The organism is Bartonella fuyuanensis, assembly GCF_014197255.1.
Taxonomy (GTDB): Bacteria; Pseudomonadota; Alphaproteobacteria; order Rhizobiales; family Rhizobiaceae; genus Bartonella; species Bartonella fuyuanensis.
Genome location: NZ_JACIFE010000023.1, coordinates 1 through 16,627 on the forward strand (window position 1 = coordinate 1; position 16,627 = coordinate 16,627).

At 37.8% G+C, this 16,627-nt stretch carries 12 protein-coding genes and 2 pseudogenes; 12 read left to right on the top strand and 2 right to left on the bottom strand.

The annotated features are described in order from the left end of the window. Positions 1-456: 456 nt before the first annotated feature. The 3 genes from GGR08_RS06810 to GGR08_RS06820 all read left to right on the top strand — a co-directional run bounded on the left by GGR08_RS06810 (position 457) and on the right by GGR08_RS06820 (position 3,508). Positions 457-1,419 carry an L-threonylcarbamoyladenylate synthase gene (locus tag GGR08_RS06810; RefSeq protein WP_183194602.1) on the top strand — a complete coding sequence of 321 codons (963 nt, stop codon included), beginning with the start codon at positions 457-459 and terminating at the stop codon, positions 1,417-1,419. A gap of 2 nt (positions 1,420-1,421) precedes the next feature. Continuing rightward, on the top strand, positions 1,422-2,831 hold the full coding sequence (locus GGR08_RS06815; RefSeq protein ID WP_183194603.1) for an FAD-binding oxidoreductase: 1,410 nt from the start codon (positions 1,422-1,424) through the stop codon (positions 2,829-2,831). A gap of 149 nt (positions 2,832-2,980) precedes the next feature. Beyond that, the gene (locus GGR08_RS06820) at positions 2,981-3,508 is read left to right on the top strand and encodes a DUF6101 family protein (protein ID WP_183194604.1); all 528 of its coding nucleotides are present in this window, start codon (positions 2,981-2,983) and stop codon (positions 3,506-3,508) included. A gap of 749 nt (positions 3,509-4,257) precedes the next feature. On the opposite strand, the gene purD is transcribed toward GGR08_RS06820, so the two are convergent. After that, positions 4,258-5,532 (bottom strand): phosphoribosylamine--glycine ligase, encoded by a 1,275-nt coding sequence (gene purD / locus GGR08_RS06825; protein ID WP_183194605.1) that lies wholly within the window; start codon positions 5,530-5,532, stop codon positions 4,258-4,260. A 90-nt stretch (positions 5,533-5,622) separates the two neighbouring features. Here purD and ubiA point away from each other — a divergent pair, with 90 nt between their 5' ends. Then, positions 5,623-6,627, top strand: coding sequence for a 4-hydroxybenzoate octaprenyltransferase (gene ubiA / locus GGR08_RS06830; protein ID WP_183194606.1), 1,005 nt, complete (start codon positions 5,623-5,625; stop codon positions 6,625-6,627). Positions 6,628-7,156: 529 nt separating this feature from the next. Here the strand turns inward: ubiA and pdxH are convergent. After that, positions 7,157-7,780, bottom strand: coding sequence for a pyridoxamine 5'-phosphate oxidase (pdxH, locus tag GGR08_RS06835; RefSeq protein WP_183194607.1), 624 nt, complete (start codon positions 7,778-7,780; stop codon positions 7,157-7,159). Between the two features lie 322 nt (positions 7,781-8,102). Here pdxH and GGR08_RS06840 point away from each other — a divergent pair, with 322 nt between their 5' ends. The 8 genes and pseudogenes from GGR08_RS06840 to GGR08_RS06875 all read left to right on the top strand — a co-directional run. Continuing rightward, on the top strand, positions 8,103-9,005 hold the full coding sequence (locus GGR08_RS06840; protein WP_183194608.1) for a DnaJ C-terminal domain-containing protein: 903 nt from the start codon (positions 8,103-8,105) through the stop codon (positions 9,003-9,005). A 128-nt stretch (positions 9,006-9,133) separates the two neighbouring features. Continuing rightward, entirely contained in the window at positions 9,134-9,952 is an 819-nt protein-coding gene (gene fabI, locus GGR08_RS06845; protein WP_183194613.1) for an enoyl-ACP reductase FabI, read from the top strand. A 145-nt stretch (positions 9,953-10,097) separates the two neighbouring features. Continuing rightward, the gene (gene aroC, locus GGR08_RS06850) at positions 10,098-11,186 is read left to right on the top strand and encodes a chorismate synthase (protein WP_183194609.1); all 1,089 of its coding nucleotides are present in this window, start codon (positions 10,098-10,100) and stop codon (positions 11,184-11,186) included. Positions 11,187-11,201: 15 nt separating this feature from the next. Then, on the top strand, positions 11,202-12,305 hold the full coding sequence (ribB, locus tag GGR08_RS06855; RefSeq protein WP_183194610.1) for a 3,4-dihydroxy-2-butanone-4-phosphate synthase: 1,104 nt from the start codon (positions 11,202-11,204) through the stop codon (positions 12,303-12,305). 7 nt (positions 12,306-12,312) lie between these two features. Next, positions 12,313-12,567 carry an exodeoxyribonuclease VII small subunit gene (locus GGR08_RS06860; protein WP_183194611.1) on the top strand — a complete coding sequence of 85 codons (255 nt, stop codon included), beginning with the start codon at positions 12,313-12,315 and terminating at the stop codon, positions 12,565-12,567. A 208-nt stretch (positions 12,568-12,775) separates the two neighbouring features. After that, on the top strand, positions 12,776-14,692 hold the full coding sequence (dxs, locus tag GGR08_RS06865; RefSeq protein WP_183194612.1) for a 1-deoxy-D-xylulose-5-phosphate synthase: 1,917 nt from the start codon (positions 12,776-12,778) through the stop codon (positions 14,690-14,692). A gap of 31 nt (positions 14,693-14,723) precedes the next feature. Beyond that, positions 14,724-15,035, top strand: a pseudogene (locus GGR08_RS06870) (SAM-dependent methyltransferase); the annotation flags it as partial. A gap of 782 nt (positions 15,036-15,817) precedes the next feature. After that, a pseudogene (locus GGR08_RS06875) lies at positions 15,818-16,627 on the top strand (DUF637 domain-containing protein); the annotation flags it as partial.

The following is a 16,627-nucleotide window of genomic DNA, read 5'->3' on the forward strand; positions in this document are numbered from 1 at the left end:
TCAAACAGGGGTTTCTTCCCTTGGCGATCTGACCATTGAAACCAATCAAATCACCGCTTTAAACAACCATATTGGTGCCAAGGAGAATATTGTACATCCCATACACTCAAACCTATGAACTTAAATAACTACACACGCAATTTCTTGAATTTTACCAGCTAATGCAAGTTTAATTTTCCCCCATTGCTAAATTTTCTATTTAATTGTATTATAGAACATTGCAATTCGAGTTTATGTCAAGGGCTTCAAAATAATTTTTCACAAGAAGATTCTGCAAATTTAAAAAATGGAGGAAGTTGGCATAACAAAGATGTGTTTTGTAGAAGCATGTTGGAAAACCCTATTCCCTAATTTTTATTTACGAATCCAACATTTTGAAAAAATATAAAAGTCAATGGGATATATTAATAAAAAAGAATATAATATCGCTCAAAAGTGCTATAGGAATGATATCTTATGACGATTTTGCCTCTTAATAGCACTTCGATAAAAGAGGCTGTTGCACTTTTGAAAGAGGGGAGATTAGTAGCTCTGCCGACAGAAACTGTCTACGGATTGGCTGGTGATGCGACCAATGGGAGGGCAGTAGCTTCTATTTTTTCTGTAAAAAAGCGACCGCATTTTAATCCTCTTATTGTTCATGTGAGTAGTATTATTATGGCTGAATGCTTTGTAGAAATTGATTCTCTCTCGCGTCAATTAATGGAAGTGTTTTGGCCAGGACCTTTGACATTAGTTTTACCTTTAAAGGCCTATCACAATATCCATCCTTTAACTACCTCTGGCCTTGATACGTTGGCTGTCCGTTTTCCAGAGAATGGTTTCGCAGAAGTTGTACGATGTTTGGGGCGACCTTTAGCTGCTCCTAGTGCGAATCAGTCAGGACGCCTTAGTCCTACTTCAGCTGAAGCTGTTTTTGCATCTTTAGGCGAATCTATTCCTTTGGTGCTTGATGGGGGCCCATCTAAAATAGGGCTTGAATCAACGATTATTAAGGTTTGTGATGAAAGTATTTATCTTTTGCGCCCTGGGGGACTTGTTGCTGAAGAAATTGAAGGAGCTACAGGGAAATCACTAAAACGGTGCGATCAGTGGACAGCAGTTGAAGCACCAGGTATGCTAAAATCACACTATGCTCCCCATGCTGCGCTTCGTTTAAATGTGCAAAAGGTAGAAAATGGTGAAGCACTTTTAGCATTTGGACCTAAACGCATTTCAGGGGTAGAAAGTGCTGTTACTGTTTTAAATCTTAGTGAAAAAGGACAGTTGGAAGAGGCAGCAGCTCATTTATTTGAATATATGAAACAATTGGATTCACTCAAAGTGAAATGTATCGCTGTAGAATCCATTCCGTCGTATGGATTGGGGGAGGCTATTAATGACCGTTTAATACGTGCGGCAGCTCCAAAGGAGAAATGAATATGGAGCAGGAATTAATTGCGAGGTTTAGAGAAATTGTTGGTGCCAAACATGCTATAACAGATCAGGCATTGATTTCACCGTATCTGCTTGAAGAGCGTGGACTTTTCCATGGAAAAACACGCTTACTTTTACGTCCATCTTCTTGTGCAGAAGTTTCATCAATTATGCAGTTAGCGAGCAAAACCCGCACACCAATTGTACCTCAGGGTGGGAATACGGGGCTCGTAGGGGGACAACAACCAGATGAAAAAGGAGGGAGCATTCTTTTATCTATGGAGCGGTTAAATAAGATTAGAGTTATGAATCTTGAGGGAAATTTTGTTGTTGTAGAGGCTGGTGTTATTTTACGGGATTTACAGAAGAAAGTGGGTGAATTAGGTCGTTTTTTTCCTCTTTCTTTGGCATCTGAAGGTTCTTGCCAAATAGGAGGAAATCTTTCGTCAAATGCTGGAGGGGCAGCTGTTTTAGCTTATGGCAATGTGCGTGATCTTTGTCTTGGTTTGGAAGTTGTTTTACCGGATGGCCGTATTTTAGATGATTTGCGTTTTGTTAAAAAAGACAATACCGGTTATGATTTGAAAAATCTTTTTATTGGTGCAGAAGGCACGCTAGGCGTTATAACCGCAGCAGTTTTGAAAATTTTTCCAAAGATAAAAGGAAAAGCTGTTGCCTTGGTGGGATTATATAGTTTAGCGAAGGCTCTAGAGTTTTTATCACTGGCTCAAGAATATGGAGGAGGGATGTTGACAAGTTTTGAGCTCATGGGAAATCTCAGTTTGCAAATGGCTTTAGATTATAAAATGTGTGAGAAATCTCCTTTCCAGCAGAAACATGAATGGTATGTATTAATGAACATTTCATCGCTGCAAGGCAATGATGAGGCGTTATCAATATTGAATATTATTTTAGAAGAAGCCTTAAAGAATACAGTGATAGAAGATGCAGTTGTTGCACAATCTTTAAATCAGCAAGATTTTTTTTGGCAATTGCGAGAAAGTATATCATCGGCACAAAAATTGGCGGGAGGGTCCATTAAGCACGATATTGCAGTACCACCTGCTTCCATTCCTGATTTTATTGCTGAGGCGGCACTTATTGTGGAAGATATTGCTCCAGGAGCAAGGGTCGTTTGTTTTGGACATATGGGTGATGGAAATTTGCATTATAATGTTACACAACCTGTAGGAGTTGATACGACAGCATTTTTGCAATTATGGTCAAAAATGAACCATCGCATTCATAGTTTAGTAATGGACTATAAAGGTACATTTTCTGCTGAGCATGGAATTGGTCAGCTTAAGCGCGAAGAGCTGCGTTCTTTTAAATCATCTGTCGCTTTGGATATTATGCAAGAAATTAAGAAAATACTCGATCCTTTAGGGATAATGAATCCTGGTAAAGTCTTGTAATTCAAGAATGGTGAAGTTTATTATTTATTTTTGTTTAGATTTTAATAACCAAAAAAGAAACCAGTTGTTTTTTATTCAAACTTTTAATAATCCAATGAGGAAAAGCTGCTAAAAGGGGTATGTTATTAAGATAAATTGGGACACTATATATGGCTAATCAATGCTTTAATCAGGCAAAAGCGGTGCTTGAATTTCGGTTAGATCCGTGCCATTTGCCACAGACAGCAACATATTTTTCATCAAAAACGGGTAGTCAGGTAATTTGTTCGTTAAATGAGCATGGTGTTTTTTTTAAAACGGATATGCCTTCAAGTATATCGCATTTAGTGCCGCCTTATCATTTTAAAGGAATTGCAGCACGTACCGTAAAAACGCGTTCAGGAGAAAGAGCTGTTGCATTAGAGTTACTTCATACAAATGAGGAGGTTTGCATCCCGCTTTTAGTTTCGAGGGATTTGAATAATGTTCTTCTGGATTGGCGTTTATGGGCAGATACTTATGATCTTCCTATGCTTATGATTAATGAAGATAATCGTGTTGTGGTTGTAAAAGATCGTTCTGATTTACAGAATTTTTTTTGTACAATACCGTATTCTAAACAGAGGTGTTTTTTACTTCGTTATAGCAATCCGTTAGGTTTGCGTTTAACGATTGCGAATCGAATTACGCTACAGTGATATTAATATGCGTTCGTTTTTTCTTTTTGTGCTGCCATAAGTTCTATTTGCTCTGTCTGAGTTGTAAATACGATTTTTTAATAGGAATACATTGGCAGCAGGAGTTAACTCCAGTAAACGCTTTTTGGGGGGTAGGTAAGAAACGGTTTTCATAACACTAGGGACTGTTTCATTGATAATGTAATTTTTGTTTTTTTGCTACATCATTAAAACACGAGCAAATTTCTGAAAGTATTTTTATTTTCTTTTTTGTAAAGCAAATTATTGATTTGTAAAATCAATGAATCATTTTTTATATTGAACGAAAGCTTTGAATTTTGCAAAATATTCTTATTCCACCTCTATTCTTATGATTAAAATCATTTGTCCGCACATTAATTATAAGTAAGGTTAGTATGTGGACAAGAACCATTAAAAAAGTAAAGATACCCCTTCTAAACCGTTTAGATAGTTAAAATTATCACAACCTCAAGAGTTGGAAAATATGATAATAGTACCGGTTTGTATTTTTTCAATAAAATAGCAGAATGGATTTATATCGTTCATGTGTAGTTTGAAATGAGGAAGACAATTCTGAGAGATATCATTTTGTATGGGAATAGCAAAAATGCGCTTTATTGAAGAAACCTTATTTTTAGAGGGAAATGTACTCGTTTTTTTAAATTATTGTCAATACAAAAAAGTGATAAAATTTGTACGCTCTACTCTTATGCGAGATAATCAAATTTAAACAAGAATCTTCAAAAGATTCAATTTTCTTTCGCGATAGCTCTCCATCCGATATCACGGCGAACGAAACCTTCTGGCCAATCAATATAATCAACAGCTTCATAAGCACGTTTTTGTGCATGCGTAATCGTTTTTCCTGTTGCTGTTATATTGAGAACACGTCCACCATTCGCAATGAGTTCTCCATTCCGTAATATTGTACCAGCTTGAAAAACTTTAACACCAGGAAGAGTGTTTACTTTATCAACGTTACGGATAACAGTCCCTTTTTGGGGAGAATCTGGATAACCATTAGCAGCCATAACAACGGTGAGAGCAGTTTTTTCAGACCACTGAAGAGGTTTATTTTCAAGATTTCCTTGAGCTGTGGCAAGAAAGATCGGTAGAATATCATCTTTGAGGCGCATCATTAAAACTTGACATTCAGGGTCACCGAATCGTACATTAAATTCAATTAATTGGGGTCCTTTTGGCGTTATCATTAATCCGACAAAGAGAATACCTTTGAAAGGAGCTCCCATTTCTTTCATGCTTTTTAAAGCTGGTTCAACAATTTCCTTGAGGGTACGATTCACTATTTCTTGGGTCATGATGGGCGCCGGTGAATAAGCACCCATACCACCAGTGTTTGCTCCAGTATCTCCATCACCTACACGTTTATGATCTTGAGCAGATCCAAAGGGAAGAGCAACTTTACCATCACAAAGACAGAAGAAACTTGCTTCTTCACCTTCAAGAAAAGATTCTACAACAATTTTGTTTTCTGTATTTCCAAATGTACTTTTAAAGCAGGAATCAACAGCGTTAAATGCCTCTTCCATAGTTGTTGCAACCACGACACCTTTCCCAGCTGCTAAGCCATCAGCTTTAATGACAATGGGAACTCCTTGTTGATGAATGTAAGCTTTGGCTTTAGCAGCATTATTAAAGCATTGGTAACTTCCTGTAGGAATGTTATTCTTACGACATAAATCTTTTGTAAAAACTTTTGAACCTTCTAGTTGAGCAGCTTTTTGAGTAGGACCAAATACACAGATATTAGCACTAGAAAGAGAGTCTGTTATACCTGCCACCAATGGTGCTTCTGGCCCCACAATCACAAGATCAATAGAATGCGTTTTACAAAAATCAATAACAAGGAGGTGGTCATCAATGTTTAAATTAATATTTTCACCAAATTCTGTTGTTGCAGGATTTCCAGGAGCACAATATAACTTTGTGAGCAGTGGGGATGCTGCTATTTTCCATGCTAAAGCATGTTCTCGTCCACCTGAGCCAATTAGAAGAATATTCATTACTTGCTCCTCTCATAGAAGATGATAAATTTCATCTTCTTCTCATAAAAATGAAATGTCTCTATCGCAAGATTAAAGGTAAATCATTTGATGAAAAAAAATGAAAATATCACACATGTTCAGTCCTATGATAACCAAGGACGGGTTATGGATGCATCTTCCAAGCAATGGGTCTACACTTTTCTTCCCTGTTCTTTATGGTTTTATGCGCAATTAGCGCGTTGGGATCGGCCTATCGGATGGCAATTGTTGATGTGGCCTTGTTTTTGGTCAACAACAATGGCTTTTCTCTCTTATAAAATACATTATGATACTATTCTATCAATATTGCTTCATTGGATTTGGTATCTTTTTCTTTTTTTTCTAGGATCTGTCGCTATGCGAGGGGCAGGATGTACGTGGAATGATCTTATTGATCATAAAATCGATTCGCAAGTAGCAAGAACACGTTCTCGCCCATTGCCGACAGGTCATGTGAGTCGGTTTCAAGCAAAAATTTTTATACTTGTGCAATGTTTGGTTGGTTTAGGCGTTTTATCACAATTTAATAGGTTTAGTTTTTTTCTAGGTATTTCATCATTGATTGCTGTTGCGTTTTATCCGTTTATGAAACGTATAACATATTGGCCACAGTTTTTTTTAGGCGTTGCATTTAATTGGGGAGCATTAATGGGGTGGGCCGTTGTCTTTGGAAGTTTAAGTTGGGCACCGATCTTTCTTTATGTGGGATCAATCTTGTGGACCATAGGATACGATACAATCTACGCACATCAAGATAAAGAAGATGACGTTACTGTTGGTATCCGCTCTACGGCGCTTCTCTTTGGTAAAGAAACTAAACGTGCTTTAGTATTTTTGTATGGTGGTTTTGTGGTGTTCGTTAGTTTAGCATTTTATTTAGCTGAAGTTCCTGTTCTGTGTTTTGGGGGGATTTTTGTGGCAAGCATCCATATGTTTATTCAAATTAAAGTCATTGATATTGATGATAGTTCACAATGTCTCAAGCTTTTCAAATCGAATTCATTTATTGGTTTTGTGATTTTTGCTGGTTTAGTATGTAGTGGTATATGGACGATATTTTATCCTGCAGTCTAACAACACATTAGATAAATTCACATGTTTTGTGATGAAGGGGAGAGGAATAAAAATTAAAGGTATTTTCATTGATTTTAAGGTTTATTTATATTTATGGCTAATCTTGTTTCAGATCCTTCTTGTACGAAATAATCGCTTTGTAAAATTTTATTGAAATAAAAATAGATCTTAGCAAGAGCGAAATTTTTTTTGATTTAAGGTATATTTTCTATTTATCGATCAGAATCAAAATGTATACGACTATTTTATTATTCTCGGTTTCATTTGAATAACACTACTTCCCTTATTAGAAGCTCAAAAGTGAAACCATAACTTCTGCTGAATACAATTTTTTCTCTTACTAATAAGTTTGTTACTAATCTACTTTCAAGTGATCAAGTAGGGAGATATTATTAACTAATTTTTACAGTGAAGATACAATTCTCTTACTTTAAGTGAAATACATCATCTTCTTTTAGAATTTTGCAAATAGAAAATAGTCAGTTAACTGTTAGGAAAAAAAACCTTTATAACGATGAAGTTTGAAAAATTAGGGATAAAGTTTTTGTCTTTTCCAATTGCTCTGTCCAATACAATCGCGTGTAAAAAGCAGACGATCATGTAAACGAAATGGGCGATCACTCCAGAATTCTATAGAAAGGGGTTTAACACGAAAACCAGACCAATAAGATGGCCGTGGAATCTTGCCTACGGCATAATGCGCCGTGTATTGAGCAATTGCTTTTTCGAGCACAAAACGATTATCTAATGGTTGAGATTGTTTAGATGCCCATGCTCCAATTTGACTATTACGTGGTCGCGATTGGAAATAGGTGTCAGCTTCCTGCATACTGACTTTTTCAACAATTCCTCTAATTCTAACTTGACGACGGAGTGATTTCCAATGAAAACCTAAGGATGCTTTCATTGATTTTAAAATTTCTTGTCCTTTACAGCTTTCATAATTGGTATAGAAGACGAATCCCTGTGGACTATAGTCTTTGAGGAGAACCATACGGACATTAGGGAGGCCTGTTTCGTCAACTGTTGCTAATGCCATAGCATTTGGATCATTTATTTCGCTTATCGTTGCTTCTTCAAGCCATTTTACGAAAAGTTCAAATGGTTTTTGTATTTGCATAAAATGATCGTCTGTTGGTATTTTGTTATTCATAGTTTCTCCAAATGTCAGTGAATATGAGTGAAGATTTTTCTCATTTATTTTTTCATTAAGTTTAAAGTAGCATTTTTCTTATTTTCAAAAATCTAATACTTATTATGGATTTTTATGGTGGTTTAATTATTTTTGTCTTTAGCATAGACTACAATGAGCTATATTAAATAAATATCTCATTTTATCTAGTATTTTAGTTTATTGATAAACATATAAATAAAAGAAGAAATTTTTCTCTACATATAGCCTGATGAAGCTATGAGGGATATTGAAAACATATCAGTTGATATTTGGAAAACGAAAAAATTGAAAAGAGGGCAATATGCGTGATCCCTACACGATTCTGGGTGTGGCACGTACCGCAAAACCGCAAGAGATTAAATCGGCATTTAGAAGATTAGCAAAGAAGTATCATCCAGATCACAATAAAGATGATATAAAAGCTAAAGAGAAATTTGCTGAAATTAATCAAGCTTATGAAATTATAGGTGATAAAGATAAAAAGGCACAGTTTGACTGCGGTGAAATTGATATGGAAGGAAAACCGCGTTATCAAGCTTACGGTGCTGGTGAAAATTTTGGCAATAAACAAAATCCCTTTTCAGGAAGAGCTAAAGGATTTGATTTTTCCTCTTCAGGCGGTGCAAGTTTTGATGCGAGTGATATTTTTCGCGATCTGTTTGGGAGCGGTAGTACCTTTTCGAATTCCACACCCTATAATCGCTCTCAACAAGGAGCACATGTTCGTGCTAATCTTTCCGTAACATTAGAGCAAATGGTTGGCGTAGAAAAGGTAGAAGCTGTTTTCCCTAATGGAAAGAAGTTAAAAATTAAACTTCCGGATTATATTGAAGATGGACAAACTATACGTTTAAAAGGTCAAGGAGCAGAAGTGCTTCATGGGCAAGCAGGAGATGCGTTGATAACCATTCAGATACAAAAACACCCTCGTTTTCGAATTGAAGGAAGGGCGCTCCATCTTGATTTACCAGTTTCTCTTAAAAATGCTGTTTTAGGAGCAAAAGAAGAAGTTGAAACATTAGAGGGCCGTGTGGTTTTAACGATTCCTGCTTGGTCAAGTTCTGATCGCGTTTTGCGATTAAAAGGAAAAGGGCTTCGTTTAAAAAATGGTATAAGAGATGATCTTTATGTGCATGTTCGCATTATGTTACCGGAAGGTGAAAATGCTGCGCTAGAACAGTTTTTACAAATGCAAAAAGATTAATTTTTAAATTTTTTATTATATAAGGCAGCGTTTTTGTTTGATTTTAAATCAATTACTTGAAGAAAAAGTTGATCTGTGCCATAGGCAGGTAAGTAATGTTAATTTTAAGTAACAATGAGGCAGTGCTGATGGCTAAAGGTGATGGTTTATTGTACGGTAAGCGTGGTTTAATTTTGGGGTTAGCCAATAATCGCTCCATCGCTTGGGGAATCGCTAAAGCAGCGAGCGCCGCAGGGGCAGAACTTGCTTTCACCTATCAAGGTGAAGCGATGAAAAAGCGTGTTGAGCCTTTAGCCGAAGAATTAAAGGGGTTTGTTTGTGGACATTGTGATGTTTCTGAAGGTGCCTCTATTGATGCGGTCTTTAGAGAAATAGAAAAGAAATGGGGTAAACTCGATTTTTTAGTTCATGCTATTGGTTTTTCTGATAAAGGTGAATTAAGTGGTCGTTATGTTGATATTAGCGAATCAAATTTTATGATGACCATGAATATTTCCGTTTATTCCCTAACGGCTCTAACAAAGCGTGCGGAAAAGTTGATGCCAGATGGTGGATCAATCTTGACACTAACCTATTATGGCGCGGAAAAGGTTGTTCCCAATTATAATGTAATGGGAGTTGCTAAAGCAGCTCTTGAAGCGAGCGTGAAATATTTAGCGGTAGATTTAGGTCCTAAACATATTCGTGTGAATGCTCTATCTGCAGGGCCAATTAAGACGTTAGCTGCTTCTGGTATTGGTGATTTTCGTTATATTTTAAAATGGAATGAATATAATGCTCCATTACGTCGTACAGTAACAATTGAAGAGGTTGGTGATTCTGCTCTTTATTTTCTCTCAAATTTGTCTCGTTCTGTTACTGGTGAAGTTCATCATGTTGATTCAGGTTATAATATCATAGGTATGAAAGCAGTTGATGCACCAGATATTTCCGTCGTTAAAGAATAAAGTTTGATTTATAGGATTTTATTGGACAGCGGTAATTTGCCTAAATTTAAAACGGCTGAAAGTATTTTAGAGCGAAGAGCTGTCTTATGTATAGCTCAACATATGTTGTCATTGCATATATTTGACAGAGAAACGGACTTTTTGCATGTCGCATAATACATTTGGTCATTTGTTTCGTGTAACAACATGGGGTGAAAGCCATGGTGCTGCTCTTGGTTGTGTCATTGATGGTTGTCCACCTGGAATTATTTTTACTCTTGCAGAAGTTCAAGCTTATCTTGATAAACGTAGACCAGGGAAATCCCTATACACAACGCAGCGCCGAGAATTGGATCAAGTAGAAATCCTTTCAGGAGCCATTCCTCAAGAAGATGGGAGAACATTGATTACAACAGGCACACCAATTTCTCTGTTGATTCGAAATATGGATCAACGTTCTCAAGATTATGGAACAATCGCTCATCGTTATCGTCCTAGTCACGCAGACTACACTTATGATGTAAAATATGGTATTCGTGATTTTCGAGGCGGAGGGCGTGCTTCAGCACGTGAGACAGTTGCACGTGTTGCGGCGGGTGCGTTTGCACGTAAAATTGTTCCTGGTTTAGTTGTACGAGGAGCAGTGATAGCAATTGGTCCCCATAATATTAATCGCGATCGTTGGGATTGGACAGAGGTTGATAAGAATCCTTTTTTTTCACCTGATGCAGAGATAGTTCAAATTTTTAGTAATTATATTAAGAAACTACGCAAAGATGGTACATCCGTTGGTGCTGTTGTTGAGATCATTGCAGAAAATGTTCCAGCAGGTTTAGGAGCACCTATTTACGCAAAGCTTGATCAAGACATTGTATCCTTACTTATGTCGATTAATGCGGTAAAAGGTGTTGAAATTGGCGATGGTTTTGCAGCAGCTCGCTTAACAGGAGAAGAAAATGCCGATGAAATGCGGATGGGAAATGATGGAAAACCACTTTTTTTATCCAATCATGCTGGTGGTATTTTAGGTGGAATATCAAGTGGCCAGCCAATTATTGCACGTTTTGCTGTCAAACCTACTTCATCAATTTTAACACCTCGTCGTTCCATTGATGTTGATGGTCATGATGTGGACGTTATAACGAAGGGACGTCATGATCCATGTGTTGGGATTCGTGCTGTTCCTGTTGGTGAAGCGATGGTTGCTTGTGCTATTGCTGACCATTATCTACGACATCGCGGTCAAGTTGGGTGATTGAAAAGGTGAATAATGGCGTATGATGAAGAAAAAATTGTTTCTACACTTAAAGCTTTTGAACGCGGTGAAATCGTTGTGGTGACAGATGATGATGACCGTGAAAATGAGGGTGATTTAACCGTTGCTGCAGCTCATTGTACAGAGGAAAAGATGGCATTTATTCTTCGTCACACAACGGGTATTGTGTGTACGCCTATGTCCAAAAAAAAAGCGCTATGGTTTAATCTTTCTCCTATGGTACGAGATAATAACTCCGCACACGGGACACAATTTACTGTTACTGTTGATCTTAAACACGGCATAACAACAGGGATTTCAGCGCGCGATCGTGCATTGACTGTGCGTAAGCTTGCTAGTTCGGATGCTGGTCCAAACAATTTTGTTCGTCCTGGACATATTTTCCCCTTGATTGCACATGAGGGGGGGGTTCTTCTGCGTTCAGGTCACACAGAAGCAGCTGTTGATTTATGTAAATTAGCTGGTTTACCGCTGGTTGGAGTTATCGGTGAGTTAGTTAATGATGATGGAAGCGTCAAACATGGCGATCAGATTACGGAATTTGCACAAGAACATCAATTGCATACCATTACGGTTGCAGATTTAATTGCTTACCGCCAGCGTAAAGAAATATTGATCAAGCATGTTGGGGAAATGGCTATTGAAACACCTATAGGCTCTGCTCTTGTTCAAAGTTATCAACTACCTTGGGAAGCCGTTCAGCATATTGCAATTATTTTTGGTGATATCCGTGAAGGAAAGAATATTCCTGTGCACCTACATCATGAAAACCTTATCAATGATGTTTTTTGTCAATCTTCAGATATCATAGTGATGATACGGCGTATGCTGGAAAAAGAAAAATGCGGTGTATTTGTTTATTTGCGTGAAGGATCTGTGATACAATCAACAAGTGGCATTCAAAATATGAAGAAAAACGGTTCAGAAAACCATGTGCAGGCGATTGAACGCGAAAAAGAATGGCGCAAAATTGGTTTAGGATCACAAATTTTAAAATATTTAAGAATATGCTCTGTTATTGTTTATGCTTCTAAAGAGCATCATTATGTAGATTTAGAAAGTTTTGGAATTCGTATATCCAGAATCGATGTTTTGTGAGGTTCCTATGAAAAAAGAGATACAAGAGGGGGATATTAAAGGACTAAGCTTTGAGCAAGCGCTTAAGCAACTTGAAGTTATTGTTGAAAATTTGGAACGGGGTGATGTGCCTTTGGAACAATCCATTGATATGTATGAACGAGGTGAAGCGCTTAAAAAGCATTGTGAAAAACTCTTGAAAGTTGCTGAAGCTAAAGTTGAAAAAATTCAACTTTCAGAGGGAGGTTTTCCAAAAGGAGTAGAACCTCTTGATGCTAAATAATATTAAATGTTTTTGAATATTTATTGTAGGCCTAGGAGATGCAATAATTTTGCTTTATGGAAAGCGAATTTTATAAAATAGGTTTAAAATGGGAAAAATTATAAATCATCTCAAATAGAGAAGAACATTTTCCAGTAAATAAAAAAGTAGAGAAGATATATTTTTATCGCTGCTTTCTCTTGAGTTAAGGTAATAGGAGGTAGTTTTTTTGTCTCAGGTCTTAACACCATTGCTTGACCGTGTGTGTTTTCCACAAGATTTACGGGCATTGCCTGAGTCTGATTTGGTACAGTTAGCTGATGAGTTGCGGGCAGAAACAATAGATGCTGTTTCTGTAACAGGTGGTCATCTTGGTGCAGGGCTTGGTGTTGTTGAACTCACTGTTGCATTACATTATGTTTTTAATACACCAGAGGATAGGATTATTTGGGATGTTGGTCATCAAACCTATCCACACAAGATTTTAACAGGGCGTAGAGCTAAAATTCGCACATTACGACAAGAAGGGGGACTATCAGGTTTCACAAAACGTTCAGAAAGTGTGTATGATCCATTTGGAGCGGGCCATTCATCTACTTCTATTTCGGCTGGTCTTGGCATGGCGGTGGCGAGTGCTTTGAGGGCAGAGACAAGACGCAATATCATTGCTGTAATTGGTGATGGTGCAATGTCTGCGGGGATGGCTTATGAAGCAATGAATAACGCTGGTGCTTTGGATGCACGCCTAATTGTTATTCTTAATGATAACGATATGTCTATTGCACCACCGACAGGTGCTATGAGTGCGCATCTTGCACGCTTAGTTTCTCGTCCTGTTTATCGTCATTTCCGTGAACGAGTAAAAATATTAAGCGAGAAACTACCAAAGTTTTTTTTTGATAAGGCACGTCGTTCAGAGGAATTTGCACGTGGTTTTTTTGTTGGGGGAACTTTATTTGATGAGCTTGGATTTTATTATATTGGACCAATAGATGGGCACAATTTAGGGCATTTATTGTCGGTTTTAAAAAATATTCGGGAATGTCCTAATGGTCCTGTTTTGGTGCATGTTGTAACCCATAAGGGAAAGGGATATCCCCCTGCAGAAGCATCGTCTGATAAGTATCATGGTGTTGCCCGTTTTGATGTTACAACAGGAAAACAGATTAAAGCATCAAGCAATATTCTATCTTATACCAAGGTATTTTCTAAAGCTTTAGTAGAAGAAGCTTGTCATGATGATAAGATTATTGGCATAACAGCAGCGATGCCAACAGGAACAGGGCTTGATTCTTTTGCGGAAAAATTTCCTGAAAAAATGTTTGATGTTGGTATCGCTGAGCAACATGCTGTAACTTTTGCGGCAGGGTTTGCTTGTGAAGGGTATAAGCCTTTTGTTGCAATTTATTCTACTTTTTTGCAACGTGCTTACGATCAAATTGTTCACGATGTATCAATTCAAAAATTACCGGTACGTTTTGCTATTGATAGAGCAGGTTTTGTAGGGGCAGATGGTGCAACACATGCAGGCAGTTTTGATATTGTTTTTTTAGCTACTCTTCCTGAGTTTGTTGTTATGGCTCCTTCTGATGAACTTGAACTAATGCATATGGTGCGTACAGCTGCAGCTTATGATCAGGGACCAATTTCTTTTCGTTATCCACGTGGTGAAGGTATTGGTATAGATTTACCACAACGCGGTGAATTATTAGAAATTGGAAAAGGGCGTATTCTGCGTGAAGGAAATAGGATTGCTTTGATTTGTTTTGGAGCGCGGATGTTAGAAGTATTGCGAGCTGCTGATGCGTTGGAGGTTGAAGGATTATCTACAACGGTTGCAGATGCACGGTTTGCGAAACCTTTAGATAAAGATTTGATGCGTCGTTTGGCATGTGAGCATGAGGTCTTGGTAACAATTGAAGAAGGTGCGATTGGTGGGTTTGGAGCGCACTTATTACAATTTTTAGCGCAAGAAGGTCTTCTAGAGCATGGTTTGAAAGTTCGTACACTAAAATTTCCTGATAAATATTTGAATCATGGTTCACCGGAAAAAGTTCTTTCACGTGTCGGACTTGATGCTATGGGTATTTTAAACACAGTTTTGGCCGCTTTGGGACGCGAAATTCCAATAAGATCGAGAATTTGAGTATGAGACGTTTTCTAGAAAAAGGCTTGATATTCTTTTAGTTGAAAGAAACTTTTTTACGACATGTTCAAGTGCACGTGATGCTGTCATGTATTAGACGGTTAAAGTTGGTGGAGAAACAGTTGTTAAAGCTGGGCAAATTGTTTTTGATGATGCAAAGATTGCTGGCTGTTTGTGATCCAGCACAGAATTCTGTATCACATGTAGCATTGAAATTGATTTCTGCACTTGATGCATTTCCGATTGTAACAGACAAATCGACAACCATTGATGTTGTGGAGCATCAACAAGTGGTTTTATACAAGTTCTCTTAAAGCGTGGAGTGGCTCATGTAATTGCTGTTTAGGTTGGGCATCATCAGTTTGATCCACGTTTATTCAAGAAGGAGAAAATAATATTCATGGCTTTAAATGCAAGCGCTTGGCAGCTTTGTACTTAAGGATAAATCGCATTATGCATAAAAACTAATAAAATTAATATGTTGAGTGTAACTATTTTATATGAATCCACTCAAGAATCCATACTTTTATACGTGATTCATTTGACCATTTTTTATATAAGATTGCCATCTATGACTAGACCATAAAAAGCAAATCATGATGTAAATATTAAAACGCATGAGATTTTTCTAAAATTTTAGATAAAAGCTATAATGTTTAAAGAATGCTCTATTCTAAAGTTAATGCCTTCAAAATTGGATTGATTGATCTTGCCAGCCCAAAAATGGACCGGCTTATTACAAAGAAGTTTGTTTGAGTGCAAAATGAAAGTACGCTTATGAGAACCTCTCTAAATGCACGTTTAAACGTTTGAAACTGATGTTTATAACAGTTTTTAAAGCCTTGCGTTTGATAAAAGCATCTGTTTGTTGTCTTATGAGAGATTGTTTTGAAAACCAATGCTCGTAAATGTAAAAAGAATGTTTTTTATAAGACATTCATTTAAAATACATTTTTTGATTGAATTGATAAAGCTACCAAGCGTTTTGATTTGTTTGATAGGCTTTCTAGCAACGAAAAGTATTTATAGGCTTTCTTTTTTAAAAATAAATGAGTAAAAATTATATGCATCATTTACGTTTCTTTTGATAAGTTTTCATATCTCTAATAAGGTGCTTGCCAACGCTATCTTAAGGAGACCATCGAGCATGTCACCATAGATGCTAAGGGTGGCATAAAGCTTGATGCGGGTGACGGCTTTGTTGTTGAGTATCAGGCAACCGGTGATTTAGACAAATCTCTTGAGCAATTATCTCGCTCTCCAGGCATAGCATGGATTAAGCAACTGCGTGATGATCCAGAATTATCCAAGCAAGTGGATTGGCAAGCAGTTCGAGCTGAATTTAAAGACTGGGATTATAAAGCCCAAGGGCTGACAGAAGCCGGTGCGGCTCTCGTGGCATTGGCTGTCACGGCAGTTACGGGTGGAGCAGCCTCGGGCGCTGCCAGTGCCATTACCGGTGCTTTGGGGCTTGGCTCGAGCACTGCCATGAATGCGGCGATACAGGCAGGTGTCCAAGCGCTGATTAACAAAAGCGCTGTGGCTCTTGTGAATAATCGCGGCAATATTGCCGGTGCCTTGCATGAGCTTGGCTCTTCAAAGAATGTTCTCAGCATTGTCTCGTCGATGTTGACAGCAAGCTTAACCAGCCAACTAACCGAAATGGCTGGTGTTGGGCAATCCTTGCCCAAAACCGCTCCTTTTGTCGATCGTATCACCCGTGAGGCGGAAAAGAACTTGATCAAAGCAGCTATTGGCACAGCTGTGCAAACGGCGGTTGAAGGCGGTTCGCTTGATGAAAACTTGATAAAAAATTTGCGTACGGCGCTGTCTGGAACACTTGGCAAATCGTTGGCGGAAGAAATCGGTACCGCCAAGGCAGAAGGCAAAATAGATACGGTCACACAGATCGTTGCCCACGCGGGACTTGGCTGC

What these genes read in the sequence shown, in the direction of transcription:
- ribB (WP_183194610.1), top strand. Translation starts at nt 11,202, where the DNA reads ATGGCGTATGATGAAGAAAAAATTGTTTCTACACTTAAAGCTTTTGAA.
- fabI (WP_183194613.1), top strand. Translation starts at nt 9,134, where the DNA reads ATGGCTAAAGGTGATGGTTTATTGTACGGTAAGCGTGGTTTAATTTTG.
- purD (WP_183194605.1), bottom strand. Translation starts at nt 5,532, where the DNA reads ATGAATATTCTTCTAATTGGCTCAGGTGGACGAGAACATGCTTTAGCA.
- GGR08_RS06860 (WP_183194611.1), top strand. Translation starts at nt 12,313, where the DNA reads ATGAAAAAAGAGATACAAGAGGGGGATATTAAAGGACTAAGCTTTGAG.
- ubiA (WP_183194606.1), top strand. Translation starts at nt 5,623, where the DNA reads ATGAAAAAAAATGAAAATATCACACATGTTCAGTCCTATGATAACCAA.
- pdxH (WP_183194607.1), bottom strand. Translation starts at nt 7,780, where the DNA reads ATGAATAACAAAATACCAACAGACGATCATTTTATGCAAATACAAAAA.
- aroC (WP_183194609.1), top strand. Translation starts at nt 10,098, where the DNA reads ATGTCGCATAATACATTTGGTCATTTGTTTCGTGTAACAACATGGGGT.
- GGR08_RS06810 (WP_183194602.1), top strand. Translation starts at nt 457, where the DNA reads ATGACGATTTTGCCTCTTAATAGCACTTCGATAAAAGAGGCTGTTGCA.
- GGR08_RS06840 (WP_183194608.1), top strand. Translation starts at nt 8,103, where the DNA reads ATGCGTGATCCCTACACGATTCTGGGTGTGGCACGTACCGCAAAACCG.
- GGR08_RS06820 (WP_183194604.1), top strand. Translation starts at nt 2,981, where the DNA reads ATGGCTAATCAATGCTTTAATCAGGCAAAAGCGGTGCTTGAATTTCGG.
- GGR08_RS06815 (WP_183194603.1), top strand. Translation starts at nt 1,422, where the DNA reads ATGGAGCAGGAATTAATTGCGAGGTTTAGAGAAATTGTTGGTGCCAAA.